The sequence below is a fragment of the Vibrio sp. YT-18 genome, from assembly GCF_033337345.1.
Lineage (GTDB): Bacteria > Pseudomonadota > Gammaproteobacteria > Enterobacterales > Vibrionaceae > Vibrio > Vibrio alginolyticus.
Genome location: NZ_JAWOQO010000003.1, coordinates 42,892 through 66,248 on the forward strand (window position 1 = coordinate 42,892; position 23,357 = coordinate 66,248).

Consider the following 23,357-nt stretch of genomic DNA (forward strand, 5'->3'; position numbering starts at 1 on the left):
TCGACCTCTTCTAGACAAATAGTGATTACATTGTTCTCGTCGCGCTACGCTTTGAAAACGGGAAAACTTTACGCGTCAGGTAACGGACGAAGTTCGTCGTATTGCGCATCAAGCTCAATGCCAAAATATTCTTTCAACGCATCCAGGTAGGTTTGACCTGGCTCTAGCTCTATTTCTGTTAGCGCTTCATGATTGGCGCATCTGAGTGTGTAGTTAAGCAGCGTCACCAACCCACTTTCTGTCGCTCTAGCAGCGACTCTTGCGCTAGTAAAACGCGAATTAGGCGAAGTCGAGGTAAAGAAGTTGCTACATGCAATGTCACCAGCAAACACAAACTCTAGGTCAAAGCTGTATAGATTGTTCCACGTGTCCGTTCCATCGGTTGAAAGCACTTGGAGGAAATAACCAAACTGAGCATCTTTGACAAAACGGAAGGTTTGTAAATCCGTCTGAATCACTTGGTCAAGGATAAATGGCAATGGCGCTCGAGGGGTATTGGAGCCAAAACCCACATCGACAATCCATGTTTGTTCCTCTAACGTCACTAACGTGATTTGATGACTACGACCTGTTGGTGTACCAGACACATGTACACGCCCTAGCAAACTTCGCGCTTCAAACCCAAGAGTGTTGAGCACATCAAGCATTAAACCATTTAATTCAAAGCAGTAACCACCGCGAGAGTGGTACACGGTTTTTTGAATAATATCTTCAATCTCAACAGAGACGCCTCGCTGCAATGCGATGTCAAAATTCTCAAACGGCAGGCAACGATGCTGCGCCACGTGAATTCTGTGCAATGACTCCAAATCGGCGGGCAATTCACTAGGCAAGCCTAGCTTGGTTAAATAGGCACTCAGATCCGTCTTATTCATAATCACTCTTACTTAGCTGATGGTTTGACAGTTTTCTACTTTAGCCCCTCTATCTAACTTCAGGTCAATCACCTTTTCCATTTCCCTTCCGCTTTAAGGAGGCATCGCACTCTTTTTACACGCTCACCTTATCATTATTACGCATATGTAAAAATCATTTTCAAAATGGACGGATTATCATTTTTACTGAAACACCTAAAATGAGCACCAACAAAACGACGCAGCGCGGTAAGCAAACCTTAACTACGCTTATTACGTCACTCCATATACTGAAAATATAAAGGAAACATCCAATGTCGCTTGAAATCAAACCTGGTCAAACTCACATAAAATCAAAAGCAATGGTCGCTTGGGCTGCAGGTGAGCCGCTTAAAATGGAAGAAGTTGATGTACAACTTCCAAAAGCCGGCGAAGTGCTAGTACGCATCGTAGCAACTGGTGTTTGTCACACTGACGCATTCACACTATCAGGTGACGATCCAGAAGGTATCTTCCCTTCAATCCTTGGTCACGAAGGTGGCGGCATCGTTGAAATGGTTGGCGAAGGCGTAACAAGCGTTGAAGTTGGCGACCACGTTATCCCACTTTACACTGCTGAATGTGGTGAGTGTAAGTTCTGTAAATCTGGCAAAACGAACCTATGTCAGGCCGTTCGTGAAACGCAAGGTAAAGGCCTAATGCCAGATGGCACAAGCCGATTCTCTATCAACGGCGAAACTATCTTCCACTACATGGGTTGTTCTACTTTCTCTGAGTACACGGTTCTTCCAGAAATCTCACTAGCGAAAGTAAACAAAGAAGCACCACTTGAAGAAGTTTGTCTTCTAGGTTGTGGCGTAACCACTGGTATGGGTGCGGTATTAAACACAGCTAAAGTTGAAAAAGGCGACACAGTGGCAATCTTTGGTCTAGGCGGTATCGGTCTTTCTGCAATCATCGGTGCTCGCATGGCTGGTGCCAGCCGCATCATCGGTGTAGACATCAACGAAAGCAAATTCGACCTAGCGAAACAACTTGGTGCAACTGATTGCATCAACCCACAAAAATTCGACAAGCCAATTCAAGAAGTGATTGTTGAAATGACAGACGGTGGTGTTGACTACTCATTCGAATGTATCGGTAACGTAAACGTGATGCGCCAAGCACTTGAGTGCTGTCACAAAGGTTGGGGTGAGTCAGTCATCATTGGTGTTGCTGGTGCAGGTCAAGAGATCTCAACTCGTCCATTCCAACTGGTAACTGGTCGTGTATGGCGTGGCAGCGCTTTCGGTGGCGTTAAAGGTCGCTCTGAGCTTCCAGAAATCGTAAACCGTTACATGGCTGGTGAATTCGGCTTACAGGAGTTCATTACCCACACAATGGGATTAGCAGACGTCAACAAAGCGTTTGATCTGATGCATGAAGGTAAGAGCATCCGAACAGTTATCCATATGGATCAATAATGCTGCCTCAGGCTCTCCTTTTGGGGAGCCTGAATTCCTTCTGCTAATTAGAGAGTTTATTCATGACCATTGAAAATGTAAGCCAAGCCAAAGTGTTTGGCGGTTGGCACAAGCAATATACACACGAATCCAATGCCCTAAACTGCACCATGCGCTTCGCGATATTCTTGCCACCTAACGCAACGAAATCAAATCCCGTACCCGCGCTATACTGGCTCTCTGGTTTAACGTGTACCGATGAGAACTTTATGCAGAAAGCGGGCGCATTTCGTATGGCGGCCGAGCTTGGCATTGCGATCATTGCACCAGACACAAGTCCGAGAGGCGAAGGTATCGCTGACGACGAAAGCTATGACCTAGGAAAAGGAGCTGGCTTTTACCTTAATGCGACGCAAGCACCTTGGTCACTGCATTACTGTATGTACGACTATGTGACTGAGGAGTTGCCTGCGATCATCGAAAGTAACTTCCCAGTCTCTGACGTGAAGTCAATTTCCGGTCACAGTATGGGCGGCCACGGAGCGCTCACCATTGGTCTGAAAAATTCAGAACAGTACCGTTCTATTTCAGCGTTCAGTCCAATCAGTAACCCAATGCAATGCCCTTGGGGACAAAAAGCCTTTACTGCTTACTTAGGCAAGGAGCTTGAAAGCTGGAAGCAATACGATGCAAGTGAACTTCTAAAACAACAACAATCACCATTACCAATTTTGGTTGATCAAGGTGATGCTGATGGCTTCTTAAATGAGCAGCTTAGACCGGAAGCGCTGATTGCTGCGGCAAAAATACACGATTCAAACCTAACCTTGAGAATGCAACCAGGCTATGACCATAGCTATTACTTCATCTCAAGCTTTATTGAAGAGCACCTCAACTTCCATGCAAAATATTTGTTTGCATAGTTAATTTAAGTAAGCTCATGAAATAAAAAATAAAGTCACCAAAACTAGGTGACTTTATTTTCTTTACGTACTAACAAATACATATCTGAATATCGATGATTTAAATATGTAAAATAATGTAACTTAAGAGCAAATTCGACATCCATTTCTCGCCTTATTAAATTCTCATTTCCGACACAGTATCTTTATTAAAAATGACACAAAGTTGCACTAAAAACCAATTAAATACCGCGAAATCATTACGAAACTCTACCATCATCCCAATACTCTGAGCTTTTAATTAAGAAGCAACTTAATAACCTTGACGTGACGTAAACCGACAGTTATTTTTGAAACATAACGTATTATAAAATCTCATCCGGTTGGCTCTATAATTATAAATAAATTACCGCTAGCACCTTTGTCCTAGCTAAGAAAAAAGAATAAAACTCAAAAGGGCATATGATGAAAAAGATAGTCGCGCTAGGTCTGTTTTTTGTTGCGCCATTCTTGTCTGCAAATACGATCGTATTTAGTAGTAGCCAGCAGCCTAGTGTCATACTGGAACTGGAAGAGATCCAAGCTTTACCTACCACTAGCTACACGATGACATTGCCTTGGCTTCCTGCCTCGTCAGAGTTTTTAGGCGTTAAACTCAGCACGCTTCTTACACACGTCTATGGAAAGGTACCAGAGCAGGTTGATATCAGCAGCTTAAACGACTATCACTCGACATTGTCCCGACAAGATATTCTTCGATATCAACCAATACTGGCTTATCAACAAGATCAGAATTACATAAAAGTCAGGAATAAAGGCCCTTTCTGGGTGATATATCCACTCAATCTCTATCCAGAGCTAAACTACAATAAATATCATGCGCAAATGGTATGGCAAGTAAATGAAATAAAAGAAAAATAATAAGAATGAAGTTATCAGAACCCTATTCTAAGAAACAAAGAATATTGCAATATTCTACCACCAGCAAAATGCTGCTGGTGGTGTTTGCCGTTTCTTTGCTTCTCGCGAATGTCGTGCTTTTACAGCAAACACGTTCACTCTCACAAAATTTTAATAACGAACAAAAACAAGCGACTTGGTTTTTATTCCAACTCTCCAAAGAACTATCAGAACTTGTCGGCGAGGCCAGACGGTTAGATGAAAACGTATTGAATATTGATGGTGCAGAGCTTCAATACGAGTTAGCGTGGAGTCGCTTTGACTTATTGACCAGTAGCACGAAAGCCAATAAGTTCTTTTCTCGGAACAACATGCACCTTTACTTCATTAACCTTTTTGAAGAGTTCAAAGAGCTAGAAAAACAACTAGTAGAAGCTAGAACAGGTGATAGCCAAGCTGCTGCTGCATTTTATCGTTCAACTCAAACACTATATTTAGGCTTAATAGACTTCGTTAATCAAAACTTCCGTCTAAGCAGTAAAGCTTATGAAGCACAAAAAGGTCAAACCCAGCGCTTAATGCAAGCACAATATATGTTGTTTGCGACGTTCGTTTTGTCGATTATCTCTCTAACTTATTTCTTTTATCGTGAATCCCATTTTCATAGAAAATTGGCGCTCAGCGACCCTTTGACGAACCTAGGGAACCGCAATGCACTATTCATTACCCTAAACAAATTTACTCAAGAAAAAAGGCCCTTTTCTCTCTGGATTCTAGATTTAAATGGTTTTAAAGAAATCAACGACACACACGGACACCAAGTTGGCGACACTGTACTGCGGGAAATCGCTAGGCGGCTTAATTCTATGACACTCAATGATTTTACTGTTTATCGCATGGGAGGAGATGAGTTCGCGGTTATCCTTGAAGGTGAACATCTCAATGAAGAGAACGTACGTGAGCAGATAAATACCGTCTTTGATGCACAAATATTAAACTCCGATAAAGTCTCAACACTTTCAACAAGCATGGGCTTAGCGCAATACCCTAAAGACAGTGACAATGTTGACTTTCTTATCAGCATAGCGGATAAGCGCATGTACAAAATGAAATTTCAACGTTAAACGGTATATATGATGAGAAAGTTCATGCAAGTACTGCTTCTACTGGCAGTCATTGCGGCAGGTGTGTTGGCTTGGGTATTTATTCCATCGCACGAAACCATCGGGCAAAAAACGCTTGAGCAGGCACTCAACGACGACTACAGCCTAGTTGGGCATCGAATCTACTCAACCGATCCGGATGCTGGCAACCGATTCGGCTACTTCGTATTGGCAACGGGCCAGAGCATTGAAGAGCAAGAGCCGTTTTTGGTCACTTCGGATCAGTTTATTCGCATGGAGAAAACGGGTGATAATACCTTGTCTGTGACCGTCAATGGCCGTATTTACCATTATCATAACGACTTGTGGGTGCCAAAATCAGACGGGAAATTGCAACACTTTTTAGTCAGTGCAACCGCCAAGTACGTACGCTAAAACGGGAACCTTACTCCCCCCAAAAAAACAAAGCCCCGCATACACTGCGGGGCTTTTTACGTGAAGAAGAAAATAACATCGAAAGAATGAGCGTTACTTCGCTAACACTTTCTCTTTAATCACTTTGAGTACTCCAGCCTCTTGGTTGCTTGGCGCAGAATAACGAGCGATTTTCTTAATCTTTTCATGCGCGTTGGCAACCGCGTACGAATGCTCACTGACTTGCAGCATTTCGAGGTCGTTGAGGTAATCACCAAACGTCATGGTTTCGGCCGGAGTAAAATTCATCGTCTCTTGAAGATGCTTAATGGCCGCGCCTTTAGACGCCTCGGCATTCATCACATCCAGCCAAATTTTTGCGCTCACTACAACTTTATGCGTTGCGCCAAACTTCGCGTTCATAGTCGGGAACAGGAGCTCTTCCGAACCGTCAAAGTGACAAATCGCTACCTTGATGAACTCGTCTTCGACTTCAAGCAAATCCGTCACCGTTTCACAGCGATGGTAGTACTTTTGAAACTCTTCCAGTGATTGCTGATCATGCGTTTCGATGTACGCAGAGCGCTTGCCACACAATACGATGTTCGCTCCGTCAATTTCACGAGCCGCTTGCACAATCTCCGCCACTTCCGCTTTAGGAATGGTGCAACTGTAGAGCTCTTTGTCTTGGTACATCACTAAGGTGCCGTTTTCGGCCACATACAACACTCGATCTTTGATTGGCGCGAACGTGTCTCGCAGGCTGTAATACTGACGACCAGACGCAGCGGAGAACAAAATGCCTTGCTCTTCCAGTTGCAAAAACAGGTCGAAAAACTCTGGATCCAAACGACCGTATTGGTCAAGCAAAGTGCCATCCATATCGGAAGCAATAAATTTGATGCGAACTTGTGACATTAACTAAAACTCTAAATGACGCTGCGAAAATATATCCATGTAAGGTACAGGATCTTGTATGAATCTCAAGTCGGGATGACGACGCCTTTCGCGATTACCAAGGGTGCAGTTTAAAGTAATCTTCACTGTGATCGATGAAGGCTCTCACCGCAGGAGACAAGTGTTTACGCGATGAATACAGCGCGTAAATGTTGAGATCATTTGGCTTCCAATCCGGCAACACCGACTCAAGCTGACCCGATTGCAGATAGATATTGCTCAAATAGGTTGGCAACATCGAAATACCCATGCCTTGTAAAGCGCCATGCAATAACGCCGTGGCCTCATTGCTGGTTAGGCGACACTCAATTCCCACCGACTCGAACTGGTCGCCCTGAGACAAATGCCACACGTGACGCTCAAAGTTTTTGTAACCCAAACAGTCGTGTGAAGATAAATCTCTCGGATGCGCGATCGCATGGTGAGTTTGCAAGTATTGCGGCGATGCCACCAACACCGATTCACACACCGCAATCGGCTTACCAATCAAAGAAGGATCGGGATCTGACGCAATTCGGATTGCCAGATCGATGCGTTGTTCGGTTAGATCACTCACTGAATCTTGCAGATCTATGTCGATATGCACTTTGGGGTGCTTTTGCATAAAACTGTTTACTGCTGGGATCAACTGCGAGAACCCAAATGAAGTGCTAGACGCGAGACGGATTTTTCCGGACAGCTCACCATCAACGGCAATATTCGACGTCAACGTATCGGCCTGTTTTAACCAGCGCTCAATCTGAGGCAAGCTGCGTTCCCCTGCGGTGGTGAGCGACACCTTGCGCGTGGTGCGGTGCAACAAACGAGTTTGCAGCCAGTTCTCCATCGCCTCTACATAACGAGTCACCATTGGCCGAGACATGCCTAACCGCTCTGCGGTCGCGGTAAAACTGCCCGAATACACCACATCCACAAATACTTTTGCTGCCGTTACTCTGTCCATACATTTGCTCGAAATAAGAAATAGTGATGCACATTATTGTGTATTTTTCCGAGCGTATCAATTTCCTAATATAGCTCCCGTTCCCAAGCCATCGTCGCTTGGCCCCAAATTCTTTAGGAGCTTATTATGAAAAAATTCACTTTGATTGCTGCATCCGTTTTAATGGCAAGCCCTGTCCTAGCGGCAAACTACTCTCCCCTTACCCTTGAGGTTTACAACGCCGACGGTAACAGCTTCCACGTTAACTCAACCTTGGTATACGGTGAGACTGACGCCATGGTCATTGACACTGGCTTCACCAAAGCTGATGCGATGCGCATTGCCGCTAAAGTGTTGGACTCAGGCAAAACGCTTAAAACCATTTTTATCAGCCAAGCGGACCCAGACTACTATTTTGGCGCAGAGGCCCTACACCAACAGTTCCCTGATGCGCAGATCATCGCAACGCCTGCGGTTCAAAAAATTATTCAAGAGAAACTGGCTGGAAAGCTGGCGTACTGGGGACCAAAGCTTGGCGCAAACGCACCGGTAAAACCAGTGATCCCTGTCGCGTACGATAAAGCATCATTAGAGCTAGAAGGTCATAAGATTGAAATTCGTGGTAACCATGGCACATCAGCGCACCGCCCTTACCTATGGATTCCAGATAACAAAGCGATTCTAGGTAACGTAGCCGTGTACTCAAACGTACATTTGTGGATGGCCGATGCCGCTGACCAAACCGCCATCAATGCTTGGGAGCAGCAGCTTAGCGAGATGCTTGCGCTTAAACCTCAAGTGGTCATCCCTGGTCACATGAAAGCAGGCACAAAGCTGAACGCAGACACCATTCGCTACTCGCAACAATACTTGCAGGATTTTCAGCAAGCGAAAAAACACAGCAATAACAGCGTTCAACTCATTGACACCATGTCAGCGAAATACCCAGAAGCTCAATTGCCAATCGCGCTAGAAATCGGTGCGAAAGTGCATACTGGTGAAATGTCATGGTAACCGTGCATTACTTCTTCGATCCCATGTGTGGTTGGTGCTACGGGGCATCACCACTCATCGAAGCCTTGATGGACACCTCTCAATTTAAGGTAGAGCTTCATCCCGGCGGCATGATTGAGAAACGCGCGATTGAATCTGAATTTCGTCAGCACATCATCAATAGTGACGCTCGTATCGCAACCGAAACCGGAGCAACGTTTGGTGAAGCATATCTGCAACGCGTGAAAAGCGAAGATGCGTTTGTTCTTGATTCTTATCTACCAACACAAGCGATCTTAAGTGCGAAGAAAATGGGGCTGAATCCATGGCACATGCTAAAGGCCATCCAATCTGCGCATTATCAGCTCGGGTTAAAAGTGAATGAAGCATCGACGCTCAAAGCCATTGCAGAATCGCTAGGTTTAGCAAGTGATGCGTGGGAGCAAAACATGACGTTAAGCGAAGCCGAACTAGGTGAGAGAATTCGCTCTAGCCGACAATTGATGCGCCAGTTGCACGTTGGTGGTTATCCAACCCTGATTGCAGAAGTAAATGGCGAGTACCTGACCTTGCCGCACTCGGCCTACTACGACAAACCAGCACAGTGGAAGCTTGCATTACGAAAACTGCAATAAACTCTTCCCCACTCGCTCTTGTCCTTAATCCAAGAGCGAGTGCCAACACCGACATGGCAATCCTGACTCAAACAGGTACAATCCTCGCTCGAATTTTTACTCGCGCGGATACCCACCATGCACTCGCCTGAACATTGTTTTACTCGTTTTACTGCTGATACTTCTGATTATGAATTACCAACGCAGTTTACGTTTCCGTTCTACTACACGCCGCATCCTCTTTGCGTTATAGCCGCAAAGCAATTGCAACAGCATTTATTAGCGCAAACCGACTTCGAACACGATTTTGGTTTGGTTAATGAAGAAACGGGGCGAGGCAAAATGTTTGGCGTATTGCTGGTAAAAAGCCCTCAAGGCGAGCTCGGCTTTTTAAGTGCGTTTTCTGGCAAAATTGCTGACCAAAACTTGATTCCAGGATTTGTCCCTCCTGTGTACGACATGCTGACCGATGAAGGCTTCTTCCGCGCAGAAACGGATGCCATCAACGCCGCCAATGCGGAGTACAAAACCTGTGCCGCGAATCCGGAATTGGCGGATCTTAAAGCGCAAATACAAGCCGACCGAGCCGCTTATCAACAAGAAGAGCAAACACAACGCCAAGTGATGATTGACGGCCGCGCCGCTCGCAAACGACAGCGTCAACAGGGCGAGCAAACACTCAATGCCGATGACCTCAAAATCTTATTGGATGAATTGGGTAAACAAAGTGTCGCCGAGAAAAACGTTCTCAAATACTTAAAGCAAGCGTGGGATGAAAAGCTTGCAATCAAAGAAGCGCGATTGGCTGAGTTAGAGCAGCAACTTGCTCACCTGAAAGAGCAGCGCAAAACGCACTCCAACGCTTTGCAGCACAAATTGCATAAACAATACCGCTTCCTAAACAACCATGGCGAAGCACGCGACTTGGTGGACATTTTTGCTGACACCACAAAACCAATCCCACCAGCAGGTGCGGGGGAATGTGCTGCGCCAAAACTGCTCCAATACGCGTTTAAACACGGATTCAAACCGCTGGCGTTGACAGAATTTTGGTGGGGTGTTTCGCCAAAGTCTGAGGTTCGCCAACACAAAAAATTCTACCCATCGTGTAATAGCAAATGTCAGCCGATTTTAGGCCATATGATGCAAGGGCTGAACGTCGAACCTAACCCATTGGCGGAGAATTGGGCAGAAGACAAAGAGCTAGAGATAATCTACCAAGACGACGCTATGGTCGTCGTCAACAAGCCCTCGGGCTTGCTTTCAGTGCCTGGTAAAACTATCAAGGACTCTGCTTATACGCGCCTACAAGCGATGTACCCTGATGTGGAAGGGCCGTTTGTGATTCATCGCCTCGACATGGCGACCTCTGGCATTTTGGTGTTTGCCTTAACCAAGCGCGCGAACAAAAGTCTGCAAAAACAGTTTATGGCTCGCGGCGTAAAAAAACGTTATATGGCACTGCTCGAAGGCGTATTAAACGAGCCTGAAGGGGAAATTTCACTGCCAATGCGTGGTGACCCCGACGACCGCCCACGTCAACTGGTGTGTTTTGAACACGGGAAACATGCAGAAACCTACTGGCAACTGATTGAAGTCAAAGATGGACGCAGCAAGGTATACATGTATCCGAAAACAGGGAGAACTCACCAACTACGTGTACACAGTGCTCATCACATGGGGTTAAACATGCCGATGGTTGGTGATGGTTTATACGGCGAAAAAGCGAATCGCTTGCACCTGCATGCTGAGATGCTAGAGCTGGATCATCCATACAGCAAAGAACGCATGGTGTTCCAAGCTGAGTGCGAATTCTAACGTCTTCCCAAGTTTAAATAACAAAAAGGCACTGACTATCAGTGCCTTTTTTTTCTAACACCAGAATAAGCGTGATGCGCGATACCGAAAACCGTTAGCTCACCTTAAACTTGGTCCACACCTGAGAGCGCCAACGCCTTGCCATGATGATACCACGTACCCATTCATCGAGTGCGATTGCCATCCAAGCCCCTAAAACGCCATAACCCAAGTGGATGCCAAAGATGTAAGAGAAAAGCACGCCTAATCCCCACATACTCAAAATCCCCATTTGCACTGGGAACTTGATGTCACCCGCGCCTTTGAGCCCCGCGATAAAAATCAGGTTAAACACACGTCCGGCCTCGAGCAAAATTGAGCCCATGACTAACGAACCTGCCAATGCGAGTATCTCTGGTTGATCGGTAAATACGCGCAGAATCTCTTCTCTAAACAGGTAAATCAGTGTGGTTGCCGCCGTTGATGCCACAAACCCCACTAAGAAGTAGATTTGTACGCGTTTTAAAATGCTACTCACCCAACCTTTACCGATGTAGTAACCGGTCTGAATTTGCGCTGCCTGACCAATTGCCAACGCGAAAGCAAACGAGAAACGGGCAATGTTTTGTGCATAAGTGAAAGCCGCCAACGATGCCGTCCCCATTTGCACCACAAAGTACACAATGCAGATTTGCGCCACGTTGTAAGACAGCACTTCACCCGCGTTCATACCGCCGATTTTTAAGATCTTTTTGTAAATCTCTGCCGGTACTTGTTTCATAGTCGACATTGGTAGTTCAATGCTACTGCGAGCGAGAATAAACCATAACATTAACGTACCGATGATTTGGCTGACGACGGTTGCTATTGCCACGCCTTGCACACCATACACAGGTAAACCAAATGGCTGGTAAAGCGCAATATAGTTACCAATGATGTTGAACACACCCGAGATCAAATTCACCACCATTGGGGAACGTGAATAACCATGACTACGCAGAATAGTTGTAAAAACAACGCCAATCGTAACGTTAAACGTCATCGCACCGCTTATCAGCAGATATTCATGAGCGTACTGCTCGACTTGCGCTTCCAAGCCGTAATACGGGAGTAGGTATATCGCACCAAGCACGGCAATCACACTCAATAGCACACCGACGAGCACAGACAACGCAATACTCGCAACACCAACGCTCACTGACTCTTGCTCGCGTCCAGCGCCATTGTATTGGGCAATCAAAATCCCCGTACCGCTACTGACAAACGTCGAAACGATGATTAAAAAGAAGGTAATCTGCGTGATCACACCAACAGCGGATACGGCTTTGTCTGAGTAGCCACTCAGCATGAACACGTCACTGGTTCCTAAAGCCGTCCGTAGCAAAATTTCGACAAGAATTGGCCAAGCTAATGCCACGATGGACATTCGTTGGTTGATGTTTTGGCTTTTAGGCATGCTTGTAACCTTTCCTACAACTAAAAACTGCCTCACAATTTTGTGAAGCAGTTTAAAAATAGTGACTCGAACGAAGCTCGATATGAGGTTGTGATTTAGCGCGGATTCTAGTCGCATATTGGTCATAACGACAACAATATTTCGCCCTGTTTCGGAAAAATATTTCTAATGCCTTTTCGAAACGACATATGCCTTAACGATAAGTAGAGCAGAGATTGGTGAACAATACTCTCAATCAACAAGCACCGAACAGAATCAGGATAATCAATAGTAATGCGTCTAACTAGATACATTACTTTGAGTTATCAGTCCAACCATATAGAGCCATGAAGAACCGTCATGAAAACCTGCATGCGCTACCATTCCTCTTTGAACACTCGCACCAAATCACACTGATGGCTTTGCACTAAAAATGACTGATATCACATTTGGAAACTTTGTTGTTCTATTTATCGCGAAAATACCGCCTAGAATAAGCGTACACGTTAATTAAGCAAGGATACGTAATGTCGACATTGGCTGGGGCGCGCTTAGAAGAAATGGCGGACATCCGCTCAACAAGAAAAAAGAAAATTGTCTTTTTATGCTCCAGTATCGCCGCTGCCTGTTTAACTTATGGTTCCATTGCTCAATCACTTGAGAATAACTGGGGCTTAAGCTTTTTCCATGCTTTGTGTGCCTTGGCATGCTTAGCAATCAGTTATGTAATAAAAGTCCAGCGGCACCATCAATACGCCGACTTATGGCTAAGTGCTGTCTTAATGTTCGAAGGGTTATTGTTACTTCTGTATAACGACGCTCCGTCAGGCAAGGTGCTATGGCTATATCCTATTGTCGCCACTCTGGTATTAATTAATGAGTTTAAGGTCGGTCTGCTGTTCAGTGGCACCTACATTTTACTGATCTTTTTTGGGGTCGCTTTTTTAGATCGACTGCCAACAGCCACAGAAATCATAGAGCGGAGATTGATGCTGACCCTGATAGCGACCGCGTTTGTGTGTCACACGTTCTCGTATTACTACACGAAAGTCCTCAATTACATTCAAACACTGTATCGTGAGGGGATTGAGGAGTTAGCATATTTTGACCAGCTCACTGGGCTTGCCAATCGCTGGAGCTTTGAGACTTGGGCGCGCGCAAAGCTCGATAAAATCAAGCACTCATCTGATGACAGCATCACCGCATTGGTCTTTCTCGATATCGATAACTTCAAGCACATCAACGACACCTACGGGCACGATATTGGTGACCAAGTACTTCAAGCCTTCGCAACTCGATTAAAAAATAACATTCGCAACAAAGACAGAAAAACCGATAAACACGACTACTCCATCGCTCGATTTGCGGGCGACGAGTTTGTAATCATGCTTTACGATGTAAAAAGTAAAGATGACCTCGACAGCATCCTAAAACGGATCGTGAATCTGTTTCCGACAGGTTACCGAAGCTACGATATGATTAACGAGTTAACAATGAGTGTAGGTGCTGCTATCTATAAGCAAGATGCAAAGGATTTGTCTGAATTGACTCGATGTGCAGATAAAGCAATGTACGCAGCTAAACATACTGGTAAAAACCAGTACGCCTTTTATGAGCACTGCAATACGGAAGAACAGTCAACATCTGATGCACCAGCGGTACCAGAAGCTTGCTAATGACTAAGCGAACACATGCATCACCCAAAGCCCCACAACGAGGAATACGATTAACCACACTACTTGCAACGTTCTGTTCGGCTTGTCTTGCTGACGAGTGGGGTGATCTTTAAACGCACGGCCCTTCATTTTGCCCATTAAGCTCTTTCCTAGAGCACGTCGATAAAATTCACGTCTCTTATGAGCGGCATTGGCAACTTCGGTAAAGCGCTGTCTTTGCTCATTGGTGAGATCTTTGTCCTCGTAACGAGGAGGGAGATCAGAATGCTTGCGTTGTACTGCCATCACTTCCTCCCTGGTCGATGGGTACATTTTTATTAAGTATATACCCAAATAACCAAAAAGATGCGTTATAAGTGAAGCACATAGACGAAAAAACCACCCGAAGGTGGTTTTATGACGAGCAACAAATGAACGCTAGAAGTACTCACATAAATACGCAGTCGCTTCTTTCACTTGAAGCTCAAATGAAGAATTACCTTCCACTTCAAAAAACTCACCACTTTGATAAGTCGTCCAATCGCTCTCGCCAACACGCTTGACCACAAGCGCACCTTTTACAACCGTCATACGCTCTGGTGCTTGAGTACCAAACGTGTACTCACCAGGAAGCATCACACCAACGCTAACATCCTGATCTTTCTGGTTAAAGCCCAGTGATTTTACACTACCAGCAAAATAGCTATTTTCCTTAATATTCATTATTGGTTTCCTTATCAAAAGTCCGCTCTTTTTTACCTTGTTTCTTTCCGTTACTCAAGCTTTGAAAGCCATTAAACTCAACGTAATAACGCACATCCTTTGCTACTGAGCGAGAACCTCTTTTCACGAGGATTAATCAGGCGACCTAAACCGATCAAGAAAAACTGCGAAGTAATGAATGTGAGCAAACAACAAAACCATCAATAAGATGTGTATCTGAATGTAAAAGTGGACATTAGATCATAGTTTCGTCGTCTCAATGGCGGGATTGTTTGTTTTTAAAAAGGAAGGTTTCCACCATGTTAAAAAAGTGGAGAAAATTAGATCTATGACGGACTCGACTCGCCGAAGGCGAAAAGCACGACAAGAACCAAAACTTTCATTTTTGGCTCGCCACCAATCCAAAATCCTCAAGAGTACATTTGTCTGCTTCGGGATGGGTCTGTTGACGTTTTTTGGCTATCAAATCCACCTCTCCTATCAAGACCACATTGATCCGGAAAAGGTGTACGGCGAATGGATTGAGATTGGCGCGCCACCCTACCAAACAGAACGTCTCGTTTTCACTGAAGATGGGGTATACCGAAACCATCGACTTATTACGACGGAATTTGAATTCGATGGCAAGGTCATCACGTTGAATACCGGATTAGGAAAGACAGCGTATCAGATCTCGGGCTCTCATCTTTCACCTCAAATACGCCGTATTGAGCCTCTTATTCCAGATCAGCGATTCATTCGTAAAGGATTTGAGCATACCGTTCAGGGCTCAGAAACCGGTGCAGCCTCTAAACGTCGCGCCGCGTTGAGTGAACACTTCAGCCGTGACTAATACGTCTTCACGGCTATTTTTCCTTTCAATTCTCTTTCTATATCAATGAAACAAAACCTTAATAAACAACAAAATAAGGCCTTCATCGCATTTAACTAACTCGTTACTGAGTAAACAATAATTTTAGTTTCTGCTGAGATTTTATAAATTATTGACTCAGTCTGACACTTTCTGTGTAACAGAGTGCGAGTTTTAGTTAAGTTCTCTCAAGTGCCTCGAAAACCGTCTTAATTTTTTTTGACGAAAAAAAACTCTCTGAAATGCTGAGTGTGATGCTTTTGCACGTGGAGTAAATCCAATCATCTTATCTGGTGCAAGAGCAGCCTATGTTCTAGGTAGAACATGAATCCAAGGATTGAGAGAGAAGTTATGATTCGATTTAACCTATGTGCAGCTGGAGTTGCTTTAGCGCTATCAGGCGCTGCAGTTGCGGCTCCAACCGCACCAAGTATCGATATGTACGGTTCCAACAACCTTCAGTTTTCTAAAATTGAACTCGCGATGGAAACCACGTCAGGCTACTACGACATGGTGAAATACCACGAGCAAGCGAAGATTACTGTTAAATTTAACCAGTGGAGTGGCACACCTGGTGACACTTACAACGTCTATTTTGATGGTGTAAAAGTAGCAAGCGGCCCTATCACTGGTAGCCAAACGACAGCTTCGTTTGAATACGGCCAAGGTGGCTTATACCAAATGGAAATCGAAGCATGTGATGCGACAGGTTGTGCGAAAAGCGCACCAGCTGAAATCACGATTGCAGATACCGATGGTTCTCACCTGAAGCCACTAACGATGAATGTTGATCCAAACAACAAAACCTACAATACCGATCCAAGCGTCGTGATGGGTACGTATTTTGTTGAATGGGGCATCTATGGCCGTGACTACACCGTCGATAATATGCCGGTCGACAACTTGACTCACATCCTTTACGGTTTTATCCCAATTTGTGGCCCAAATGAGTCTGTGAAGTCTGTTGGCGGCAACAGTTTCAACGCGCTACAAACTGCTTGTACAGGTGTGCCTGATTATGAAGTCGTTATCCATGACCCTTGGGCTGCTTATCAGAAGAGCTTCCCACAAGCTGGTCATGAATACAGCACGCCTATCAAGGGTAACTACGCAATGCTAATGGCATTGAAACAACGTAACCCTGATCTAAAAATCATCCCATCGATCGGTGGTTGGACACTGTCTGACCCATTCTTCGATTTCGTGGACAAGAAAAACCGAGACACATTCGTCGCATCAGTTAAGAAGTTCCTGAAAACTTGGAAATTCTACGACGGTGTTGATATCGACTGGGAATTCCCTGGCGGCGGCGGTGCAGCAGCCGATAAGGGCGACCCTGTAAACGATGGCCCAGCATACATCGCACTGATGCGTGAACTGCGCGTAATGCTTGATGAATTAGAAGCTGAGACAGGCCGTACTTACGAGCTAACGTCCGCTATCGGTGTCGGTTACGACAAGATTGAAGACGTAGACTACGCAGATGCAGTTCAGTACATGGATTACATCTTCGCAATGACTTACGACTTCTACGGCGGTTGGAATAACGTTCCTGGTCACCAGACTGCGCTTTACTGTGGTTCATTCATGCGTCCTGGTCAGTGTGACGGTAGTGGCGTTGATGAGAACGGCGAACCGTACAAAGGTCCTGCTTACACAGCAGATAACGGCATCCAACTTCTTCTTGCTCAAGGCGTTCCTGCGAACAAGCTAGTACTTGGTACAGCAATGTACGGTCGTGGCTGGGAAGGCGTAACTCCAGATACGCTAACCGATCCAAACGACCCAATGACAGGTACTGCTACAGGTAAACTGAAGGGCAGCACAGCACAAGGTGTTTGGGAAGATGGCGTAATTGACTACAAAGGCATTAAGTCATTCATGTTAGGTGCAAACAACACTGGCATTAACGGCTTCGAGTACGGCTACGATGCACAAGCAGAAGCACCATGGGTATGGAACCGTACTACGGGCGAGTTGATCACATTTGATGACCACCGTTCAGTGCTAGCAAAAGGTAGCTACGCGAAGTCTCTTGGTCTTGCTGGTCTATTCTCTTGGGAAATTGACGCGGATAACGGTGACATTCTAAACGCGATGCACGAAGGTATGGCTGGTGGTGTGGTTCCTCAACCAAACCGTAAACCAACCGCAGCCGCTGGCGCAGATCAATCGGTAACAGGTCCTGCAAATGTGGTTCTAGATGGCAGCCTGTCAAAAGACTCTGACGGCACCATCGCAAGCTACGCTTGGGAACAAGTATCTGGCACAGCAGTGGTACTAACAGGTGCAAACACAGCGAAAGCAAGCTTTGATGCAGCAGAAGTTACTGTTGAAGAGCAATTAACTTTCAAGCTGACGGTGTCTGACAATGAAGGTGCAACGGCATCTGACCTTGTTGTAGTAACTGTGAAGCCAGCAGGTGTGGTTGACCCAGTGAACAACGCGCCAGTAGCGCAAGTTGTTGCTCCAGCAACAGCAAACGCTGGTGACGTTGTGGTTGTAGATGCATCTGCGTCTAGCGATGCAGACAACGATACCCTGACATTCAACTGGACTATACCTCAAGGTCTGAATGCAACGGTTGAAGGCTCTAAAGTCACGTTCACTGCTGCGGAATACCCGCAAGACACAAGCTTAAGCTTCACTGTAAGTGTGAGCGACGGTAAAGCGTCTTCATCGGCAAGCGCGACAGTGGTTGTTGCACAGCACACAACCGATCCGAACCCTGGTACTTGTGACAACGCATGGGATGCGAGCGCAGTGTACACAGGTGGTAACCAAGTGACTCACGCAGGTAAAACGTGGGAAGCGAAATGGTGGACTCAGGGTGACGATCCTAGCCAATCTGGCGAATGGGGCGTTTGGAAAGAAGTTGGCGTAGCTAACTGTAACTAATTTCAGCCTTGCAGACGTTCTGCTAAATAAACAAAGGACAGCTTCGGCTGTCCTTTTTGGATTTAACCTCTTAACGAGGAGAGCAACACCAGAGACGAAAAAGTCTGAGGTGTTACTTTCAAACCGAATTAGCGCAAAACGGAGCGAATCAATCAGTAAAAGTAAGGGTTACCAAGCACTATCGAGCAAACGGTCAAAACTACTGAAGACTTGCTCACACTTCATCACTCGACCATGCCCCTGACCTTGTGTTGTCACTAACTCAACGTTTTTAATCTCTTCAGCCGCTTTTGCCGAGACACTGTATTTGGTGAACTTGTCTTGCTCATCATGAATAATAATGGTGTGAGACGGACGCTCAGACAAACGCTTCATCGGATCAATGGACTGTAACGGATAACCAAATTGGTCTTCAACTTCTGAAACCACAGCATTAAAAAGCTTCATCGAGTAACCGGAACGTGCAATGCTACCGAATAAGTTCTCTACGTAATTTAATACCGGAGCAATAAGCAGCAAAGGCTTGTTTTCTAACTTACTGTGCCTACACTCAAGAGCAGAAGCGGTGCCCATGCTGTGCCCAACTAGGCCAACAATATCCTCGACCGTATCCAACACATCTTCTAATCCTCTGACAAACCCCGGAATGTGCCCATACTGCCCCTCACTCTCACCATGTGCCGGATGATCGTACGCCAAAGCAGTAAACCCTTTCGACGCAATATGTTCCATCAGTGGATAAAACTGACTTGCCGTTCCAGACCAACCATGAGTTAGCACCCAAATAGGTCCAGATCCCAAAGTATAGGTTTTGATGATGCCTGCATGCCCTTTAATTTCACCTTTGATAAGCCCTTGAGGTTCAATATTTTTAGGTTGCGTACGAGCAGGTGTCAGAAGAAGCTTGCGCGCGGTCTTCTTTGCATGTGACGGGGCCAGTGTATGGTGTAACCGAGTACTAATGTTCACCAAACTGCGCTTAATACTGAAACGTTGCGATGTATTAAAGTAAATTTTTTCACTCATAATCATGTCCTTAACTATCAGCTTTGCACAAAATAGAACGGTCGTGCTTTTTACGCTGATAAGAAAGAGCGAACTCAGCCGCTCTTTGTGATTTTATGTCTACGAATCTGGGAAGCGAATAACCGATATTAGCCTTTCCAGCGAGAAAATAAGTTGTCGATCCCTTGCCAAAACAGACGCAAGCTTTCTTGCTCACCTTTAATTGAGTAAAAAACATGCGCACTCAAATAGAGACCGTACAAATCAAACGTTGCTTGGCGTGTATCTAAGTCTGCTGCAAATTCTTGCTTCTCTTTGCCTTTCGCTATTTGGATCTCCAAATAACTCAGCCAAGTGTCTATGGATTTACGCAGTCCGGCCTGAAGCGGGCAATCTTTATCTGCCGTATCATTCCAAGCGTCAAGAAACATACAACTTCCTTGGAATGCGTGATTCCAAGTCATCCAAGAGTCGAGCAACCCTCGAATTTTACGCTCGATATTGCCATCCCCGAGTTCTCGAGCAGGCTCAATAACCCGATCAGCGAACACTTTATTGGCGTGATCAAGCACCGATAGCTGTAAATTCAACTTCGAATTAAAGTGGGCAAACAGACCACTTTTCGACATACCGCATTGCTTGGCTAACTCTCCAATCGTAAGACTTTCTAATCCGTCTTCGCTGGCGATCTCAAAAGCCCGCTGCAGAATAAACTCTTTTGTCACTTTTCCTTTTTGCATAATCTTATTTTTAGCACGATCGTTCTTTTTTGCAATCTCGAGTTAACTGGTCTAACCATTATTCAGTGCTATTTTCGACTCACGAATCAGGTATTGATTGCGTTAATAGGTTAATAATTAAGAAGTTTGAAGTAAGTCTTAATTTTCAAAACAGCTTCAATGTAAGCGCAAGTCTGTTGACTTTTTCACGTATTACTTCAGTAACAACCTGCTATTTTCACCTAAGTTTTTTATTTAGGTAAACAATGTAATGGCAAAGAAACAAAAAATAGCCAGCTTAGAGTTTGCACGTATCATTGCGATGCTTGCGATTGTGGGTTTGCATTGCCAGATGGCACTGACTTACTGGCAGTGGAATGGGATACCATGGGTTGGCTATATGCTCAACCAACTGGCTCGTTTTGCTGTTCCGCTGTTCTTTCTCATCTCGGGTTATCTAATCCAGCCGAAGTTGAGTCACTCACCTATTGATACTCTTAAGAACTACGCCAAACCGTTAATGAAGGTTTGGCTCATTTGGAGCATGATCAGTTTACTGATGCCATTCCAATGGCAGACGGTCGCTGAGGCAGGGTATCTCGCCGAAAGGCAAGGTTATTGGGGGTACTTAATGTCAACCCCGATCAATTCACTCATCGAAGGCGGACTCGTTCATCTATGGTTTATTCCGGCTCTGGTCATTGCCGTAGCGTTAATTGCCTTTCTCGTGCATATCAATATGGCGCAACTGATACTGCCAACCGCAGTATTGCTATACATATACGGGGTCTTTGCTGGCAGTTACGCGACCATTACCGACCTGCCAGCGCCTTTCTTTACTCGTAACGGGCCTTTTTTCAGCACGTTGCTAGTTGCTCTAGGTTATTCCGCACGAGAAGCGCAGTGGCGGTGGTCGAGAAACAATACGGTTCGATGCATTATTCTTGGCATGGCACTGCATTTTGGTGAAGCTTACTGGCTGATGCAACATGACATCGCTTTCAACTCGCACGACTTCCTATTCGGTACCGTTATCTGGGCTGTAGGTGTCTTTATGTGGCTTTTGGCTCACCCTCATTTTGGCGACATGCCTTGGGTCTTCAAACTATCTCCTAGCGTGTTAGGAATATATGTTAGCCATCTGCTTATCATAATTGTCATGATGAATGTCGCTGGATTTATCGGGCTGCAACACCTCGCGAAAGATGTGTTTATTTATCCTGCAACGATTGTTGCAACCATACTGCTTGTGAAAGCAATCGACGCTTCACCGTTGAAAAAATGGCTCCTACGCTAAATGCATTCAGCTCTAGATATAGCTAGCTTTAACTCAAAAGGGTTAGAGCTAGCCAGTTAAAAATGAGATTTCTCTCTCACTGACCAATTTTTGACTTTCTAATCCTTCAGAATTTGCTTTCACTCACAAAAAACATTGTTCATTTCCTTTAAATTGGCTCGACTATTACAACATTGCTCATTAAACGGAGGCTGTATGTGGGCAGGTCAAGGACTCGTTCCTTTTTTAGAGATTAGTCACTGGTTAACTTACGGTTTATATGCCGCTGCGGTTTTATTCGGCGCAGCAAGCATTGCGTCACTCAGGAAATAGTGGCGCACACTATCATTTCCTAACTCCTACTGTTAATTCGAGCTCTCTCACAACTAACTCATTCATTTGTGGCTAATATTTCTCCAACCAGACAAAGGAGAAATGTCTATGCCAATCTATCCAATTGTGGCTTTCTGCTGTTTGTTGTTCTCTAGCGCCACCTTTGCTGTATCAACCAATGAACTGAATCTTGTTAATTCTGGTGTCGGTTACGCGGCTCTGATTATCTTTTCGATCGCTTACATACTGGTTATGTTGGAAGAGTATCTGAAAATGAGAAAATCCAAGCCAGTGCTGCTCGCTGCAGGGTTAATTTGGATTCTGATTGGCTACACCTTTGCTCAGCACAACCAGCCTGAAATCGCCAAATCCGCACTAGAGCACAACTTGTTGGAATATGCCGAGTTGCTGCTGTTTTTGCTCGTGGCGATGACTTACATCAACGCAATGGAAGAACGCAAACTCTTCGATGCCTTACAGGCGTGGATGGTTGGTAAAGGTTTTGGATTCAAAAAGTTGTTCTGGCTGACGGGGTTTCTCGCTTTTGTCATTTCACCGATTGCCGATAACTTAACTACGGCCCTTTTGATGTGCGCTGTAGTGATGAAAGTCTCTGGTGATAATCCTAAGTTCGTCAATCTTGCTTGTATCAACATTGTTATCGCAGCCAACGCTGGCGGTGCATTCAGCCCATTTGGTGATATTACAACCCTGATGGTGTGGCAGGCCGGTCATGTCAGCTTTGCTGAGTTCATTCCGTTGTTTGTACCGTCATTAGTGAACTACTTGGTTCCCGCATTTTTGATGTCACTTTTTGCTCCAAACACAAAACCGAATACGATTCACCAACACGTTGAGCTAAAACGCGGGGCAAGGCGTATTGTCGCGTTGTTCATTTTGACGATTGCCACCGCAGTCTCTTTCCATGCTGTGCTGCACTTCCCACCCGTTATGGGCATGATGATGGGCTTGGCGTACTTACAGTTTTTCGGATATTTTTTGCGCCAAACTCTCAAACACTCACTCGCAAAAAAAGCAGCTATGGCAATTGCCAATGGCGATGATCAGGCATTGAAGCGCTTAGGCTCAGTGGTTCCGTTTGATGTGTTTCATCGTGTGTCTCGAGCTGAATGGGACACCTTGTTGTTCTTCTACGGTGTTGTAATGTGTGTTGGCGGTTTAAGTTTACTTGGCTACCTCGAACTGGTTTCAAACGTCATGTACACGCAATGGAACCCAGTCTGGGCAAATGTAATGGTTGGTGTCCTATCTGCAATCGTCGATAACATTCCGGTTATGTTTGCTGTACTGACCATGGAACCAAGCATGTCGATGGGCAACTGGCTACTGGTCACATTAACCGCAGGTGTCGGTGGCAGTTTGCTTTCCATTGGCTCCGCGGCAGGCGTCGCTTTAATGGGAGCCGCGCGTGGACAATACACCTTCTTTGGCCACTTAAAGTGGGCTCCCGTCATCGCCTTGGGTTATGCCGCCAGTATTGCGGTACACTTGTGGATGAATAGCGGTTTATTTACTTAAAAACACCTAGAATTAGTCACTTAACT

21 protein-coding genes are annotated in these 23,357 nt (G+C 45.3%); 13 read left to right on the top strand and 8 right to left on the bottom strand.

Features of this window, described 5'->3' with window-relative positions; all coding sequences use genetic code 11:
• Window positions 1-68: 68 nt before the first annotated feature.
• Window positions 69-875, bottom strand: coding sequence for an arylamine N-acetyltransferase family protein (locus tag R7M72_RS04965; protein WP_213870800.1), 807 nt, complete (start codon window positions 873-875; stop codon window positions 69-71).
• A gap of 293 nt (window positions 876-1,168) precedes the next feature.
• Here R7M72_RS04965 and R7M72_RS04970 point away from each other — a divergent pair, with 293 nt between their 5' ends.
• From R7M72_RS04970 to R7M72_RS04990, 5 genes are all read left to right on the top strand, one after another.
• Window positions 1,169-2,317 carry an S-(hydroxymethyl)glutathione dehydrogenase/class III alcohol dehydrogenase gene (locus R7M72_RS04970; protein ID WP_017821027.1) on the top strand — a complete coding sequence of 383 codons (1,149 nt, stop codon included), beginning with the start codon at window positions 1,169-1,171 and terminating at the stop codon, window positions 2,315-2,317.
• Window positions 2,318-2,379: 62 nt separating this feature from the next.
• Window positions 2,380-3,219, top strand: a complete 840-nt coding sequence (gene fghA / locus R7M72_RS04975; RefSeq protein ID WP_005374382.1) for an S-formylglutathione hydrolase — start codon at window positions 2,380-2,382, stop codon at window positions 3,217-3,219.
• A gap of 444 nt (window positions 3,220-3,663) precedes the next feature.
• Window positions 3,664-4,119, top strand: coding sequence for a hypothetical protein (locus tag R7M72_RS04980; protein WP_005374384.1), 456 nt, complete (start codon window positions 3,664-3,666; stop codon window positions 4,117-4,119).
• A 5-nt stretch (window positions 4,120-4,124) separates the two neighbouring features.
• Window positions 4,125-5,222: a GGDEF domain-containing protein gene (locus R7M72_RS04985; protein ID WP_017821028.1), complete on the top strand. Its 1,098-nt coding sequence runs from the start codon at window positions 4,125-4,127 to the stop codon at window positions 5,220-5,222.
• Between the two features lie 24 nt (window positions 5,223-5,246).
• Entirely contained in the window at window positions 5,247-5,636 is a 390-nt protein-coding gene (locus tag R7M72_RS04990) for a hypothetical protein (protein ID WP_005374387.1), read from the top strand.
• Between the two features lie 93 nt (window positions 5,637-5,729).
• Here R7M72_RS04990 and R7M72_RS04995 read toward each other — a convergent pair whose 3' ends face one another.
• A complete protein-coding gene (locus R7M72_RS04995; RefSeq protein ID WP_043045847.1) occupies window positions 5,730-6,533 on the bottom strand; it encodes a Cof-type HAD-IIB family hydrolase in 804 nt (267 codons plus the stop codon).
• 94 nt (window positions 6,534-6,627) lie between these two features.
• On the bottom strand, window positions 6,628-7,515 hold the full coding sequence (locus R7M72_RS05000; RefSeq protein ID WP_140371725.1) for a LysR family transcriptional regulator: 888 nt from the start codon (window positions 7,513-7,515) through the stop codon (window positions 6,628-6,630).
• A 126-nt stretch (window positions 7,516-7,641) separates the two neighbouring features.
• Here R7M72_RS05000 and R7M72_RS05005 point away from each other — a divergent pair, with 126 nt between their 5' ends.
• From R7M72_RS05005 to R7M72_RS05015, 3 genes are all read left to right on the top strand, one after another.
• A complete protein-coding gene (locus R7M72_RS05005) occupies window positions 7,642-8,508 on the top strand; it encodes an MBL fold metallo-hydrolase (RefSeq protein ID WP_318056077.1) in 867 nt (288 codons plus the stop codon).
• Window positions 8,502-9,122, top strand: coding sequence for a DsbA family protein (locus tag R7M72_RS05010; RefSeq protein ID WP_318056078.1), 621 nt, complete (start codon window positions 8,502-8,504; stop codon window positions 9,120-9,122). Before R7M72_RS05005 ends, R7M72_RS05010 begins: the two co-directional genes overlap by 7 nt.
• A 117-nt stretch (window positions 9,123-9,239) precedes the next feature.
• A complete protein-coding gene (locus R7M72_RS05015; RefSeq protein ID WP_318056079.1) occupies window positions 9,240-10,919 on the top strand; it encodes an RluA family pseudouridine synthase in 1,680 nt (559 codons plus the stop codon).
• Between the two features lie 94 nt (window positions 10,920-11,013).
• Here R7M72_RS05015 and R7M72_RS05020 read toward each other — a convergent pair whose 3' ends face one another.
• Window positions 11,014-12,354 carry an MATE family efflux transporter gene (locus R7M72_RS05020; protein ID WP_065275588.1) on the bottom strand — a complete coding sequence of 447 codons (1,341 nt, stop codon included), beginning with the start codon at window positions 12,352-12,354 and terminating at the stop codon, window positions 11,014-11,016.
• A gap of 506 nt (window positions 12,355-12,860) precedes the next feature.
• On the opposite strand from R7M72_RS05020, the gene R7M72_RS05025 reads away from it, so the two are divergent.
• Complete coding sequence (locus R7M72_RS05025) at window positions 12,861-14,009, top strand: GGDEF domain-containing protein (protein ID WP_318056080.1); 1,149 nt, start codon at window positions 12,861-12,863, stop codon at window positions 14,007-14,009.
• Between the two features lie 3 nt (window positions 14,010-14,012).
• Here R7M72_RS05025 and R7M72_RS05030 read toward each other — a convergent pair whose 3' ends face one another.
• The gene (locus tag R7M72_RS05030) at window positions 14,013-14,294 is read right to left on the bottom strand and encodes a hypothetical protein (protein ID WP_005374405.1); all 282 of its coding nucleotides are present in this window, start codon (window positions 14,292-14,294) and stop codon (window positions 14,013-14,015) included.
• A 132-nt stretch (window positions 14,295-14,426) separates the two neighbouring features.
• Window positions 14,427-14,711 carry a pyrimidine/purine nucleoside phosphorylase gene (locus tag R7M72_RS05035; protein WP_005383244.1) on the bottom strand — a complete coding sequence of 95 codons (285 nt, stop codon included), beginning with the start codon at window positions 14,709-14,711 and terminating at the stop codon, window positions 14,427-14,429.
• A gap of 328 nt (window positions 14,712-15,039) precedes the next feature.
• Between R7M72_RS05035 and R7M72_RS05040 the strand changes: the two genes are divergently transcribed.
• Entirely contained in the window at window positions 15,040-15,543 is a 504-nt protein-coding gene (locus R7M72_RS05040; protein ID WP_005374408.1) for a DUF2850 domain-containing protein, read from the top strand.
• Window positions 15,544-15,912: 369 nt separating this feature from the next.
• Entirely contained in the window at window positions 15,913-18,459 is a 2,547-nt protein-coding gene (locus tag R7M72_RS05045; RefSeq protein WP_169628493.1) for a glycosyl hydrolase family 18 protein, read from the top strand.
• Between the two features lie 168 nt (window positions 18,460-18,627).
• Here the strand turns inward: R7M72_RS05045 and R7M72_RS05050 are convergent, their stop codons facing one another.
• Both R7M72_RS05050 and R7M72_RS05055 read right to left on the bottom strand, forming a co-directional pair.
• The gene (locus R7M72_RS05050) at window positions 18,628-19,485 is read right to left on the bottom strand and encodes an alpha/beta hydrolase (RefSeq protein WP_017633823.1); all 858 of its coding nucleotides are present in this window, start codon (window positions 19,483-19,485) and stop codon (window positions 18,628-18,630) included.
• 128 nt (window positions 19,486-19,613) lie between these two features.
• Window positions 19,614-20,204: a TetR/AcrR family transcriptional regulator gene (locus R7M72_RS05055; protein ID WP_005374416.1), complete on the bottom strand. Its 591-nt coding sequence runs from the start codon at window positions 20,202-20,204 to the stop codon at window positions 19,614-19,616.
• A 250-nt stretch (window positions 20,205-20,454) separates the two neighbouring features.
• Between R7M72_RS05055 and R7M72_RS05060 the strand changes: the two genes are divergently transcribed.
• Window positions 20,455-21,480, top strand: coding sequence for an acyltransferase (locus tag R7M72_RS05060; protein WP_315957362.1), 1,026 nt, complete (start codon window positions 20,455-20,457; stop codon window positions 21,478-21,480).
• Between the two features lie 420 nt (window positions 21,481-21,900).
• Entirely contained in the window at window positions 21,901-23,331 is a 1,431-nt protein-coding gene (nhaD, locus tag R7M72_RS05065) for a sodium:proton antiporter NhaD (protein ID WP_315957361.1), read from the top strand.
• Window positions 23,332-23,357: the final 26 nt, after the last annotated feature.

Coding starts and splice junctions, on each gene's coding strand:
- R7M72_RS04965 (WP_213870800.1), bottom strand. CDS start 875: ATGAATAAGACGGATCTGAGTGCCTATTTAACCAAGCTAGGCTTGCCT.
- R7M72_RS04970 (WP_017821027.1), top strand. CDS start 1,169: ATGTCGCTTGAAATCAAACCTGGTCAAACTCACATAAAATCAAAAGCA.
- fghA (WP_005374382.1), top strand. CDS start 2,380: ATGACCATTGAAAATGTAAGCCAAGCCAAAGTGTTTGGCGGTTGGCAC.
- R7M72_RS04980 (WP_005374384.1), top strand. CDS start 3,664: ATGAAAAAGATAGTCGCGCTAGGTCTGTTTTTTGTTGCGCCATTCTTG.
- R7M72_RS04985 (WP_017821028.1), top strand. CDS start 4,125: ATGAAGTTATCAGAACCCTATTCTAAGAAACAAAGAATATTGCAATAT.
- R7M72_RS04990 (WP_005374387.1), top strand. CDS start 5,247: ATGCAAGTACTGCTTCTACTGGCAGTCATTGCGGCAGGTGTGTTGGCT.
- R7M72_RS04995 (WP_043045847.1), bottom strand. CDS start 6,533: ATGTCACAAGTTCGCATCAAATTTATTGCTTCCGATATGGATGGCACT.
- R7M72_RS05000 (WP_140371725.1), bottom strand. CDS start 7,515: ATGGACAGAGTAACGGCAGCAAAAGTATTTGTGGATGTGGTGTATTCG.
- R7M72_RS05005 (WP_318056077.1), top strand. CDS start 7,642: ATGAAAAAATTCACTTTGATTGCTGCATCCGTTTTAATGGCAAGCCCT.
- R7M72_RS05010 (WP_318056078.1), top strand. CDS start 8,502: ATGGTAACCGTGCATTACTTCTTCGATCCCATGTGTGGTTGGTGCTAC.
- R7M72_RS05015 (WP_318056079.1), top strand. CDS start 9,240: ATGCACTCGCCTGAACATTGTTTTACTCGTTTTACTGCTGATACTTCT.
- R7M72_RS05020 (WP_065275588.1), bottom strand. CDS start 12,354: ATGCCTAAAAGCCAAAACATCAACCAACGAATGTCCATCGTGGCATTA.
- R7M72_RS05025 (WP_318056080.1), top strand. CDS start 12,861: ATGTCGACATTGGCTGGGGCGCGCTTAGAAGAAATGGCGGACATCCGC.
- R7M72_RS05030 (WP_005374405.1), bottom strand. CDS start 14,294: ATGGCAGTACAACGCAAGCATTCTGATCTCCCTCCTCGTTACGAGGAC.
- R7M72_RS05035 (WP_005383244.1), bottom strand. CDS start 14,711: ATGAATATTAAGGAAAATAGCTATTTTGCTGGTAGTGTAAAATCACTG.
- R7M72_RS05040 (WP_005374408.1), top strand. CDS start 15,040: ATGACGGACTCGACTCGCCGAAGGCGAAAAGCACGACAAGAACCAAAA.
- R7M72_RS05045 (WP_169628493.1), top strand. CDS start 15,913: ATGATTCGATTTAACCTATGTGCAGCTGGAGTTGCTTTAGCGCTATCA.
- R7M72_RS05050 (WP_017633823.1), bottom strand. CDS start 19,485: ATGAGTGAAAAAATTTACTTTAATACATCGCAACGTTTCAGTATTAAG.
- R7M72_RS05055 (WP_005374416.1), bottom strand. CDS start 20,204: ATGCAAAAAGGAAAAGTGACAAAAGAGTTTATTCTGCAGCGGGCTTTT.
- R7M72_RS05060 (WP_315957362.1), top strand. CDS start 20,455: ATGGCAAAGAAACAAAAAATAGCCAGCTTAGAGTTTGCACGTATCATT.
- nhaD (WP_315957361.1), top strand. CDS start 21,901: ATGCCAATCTATCCAATTGTGGCTTTCTGCTGTTTGTTGTTCTCTAGC.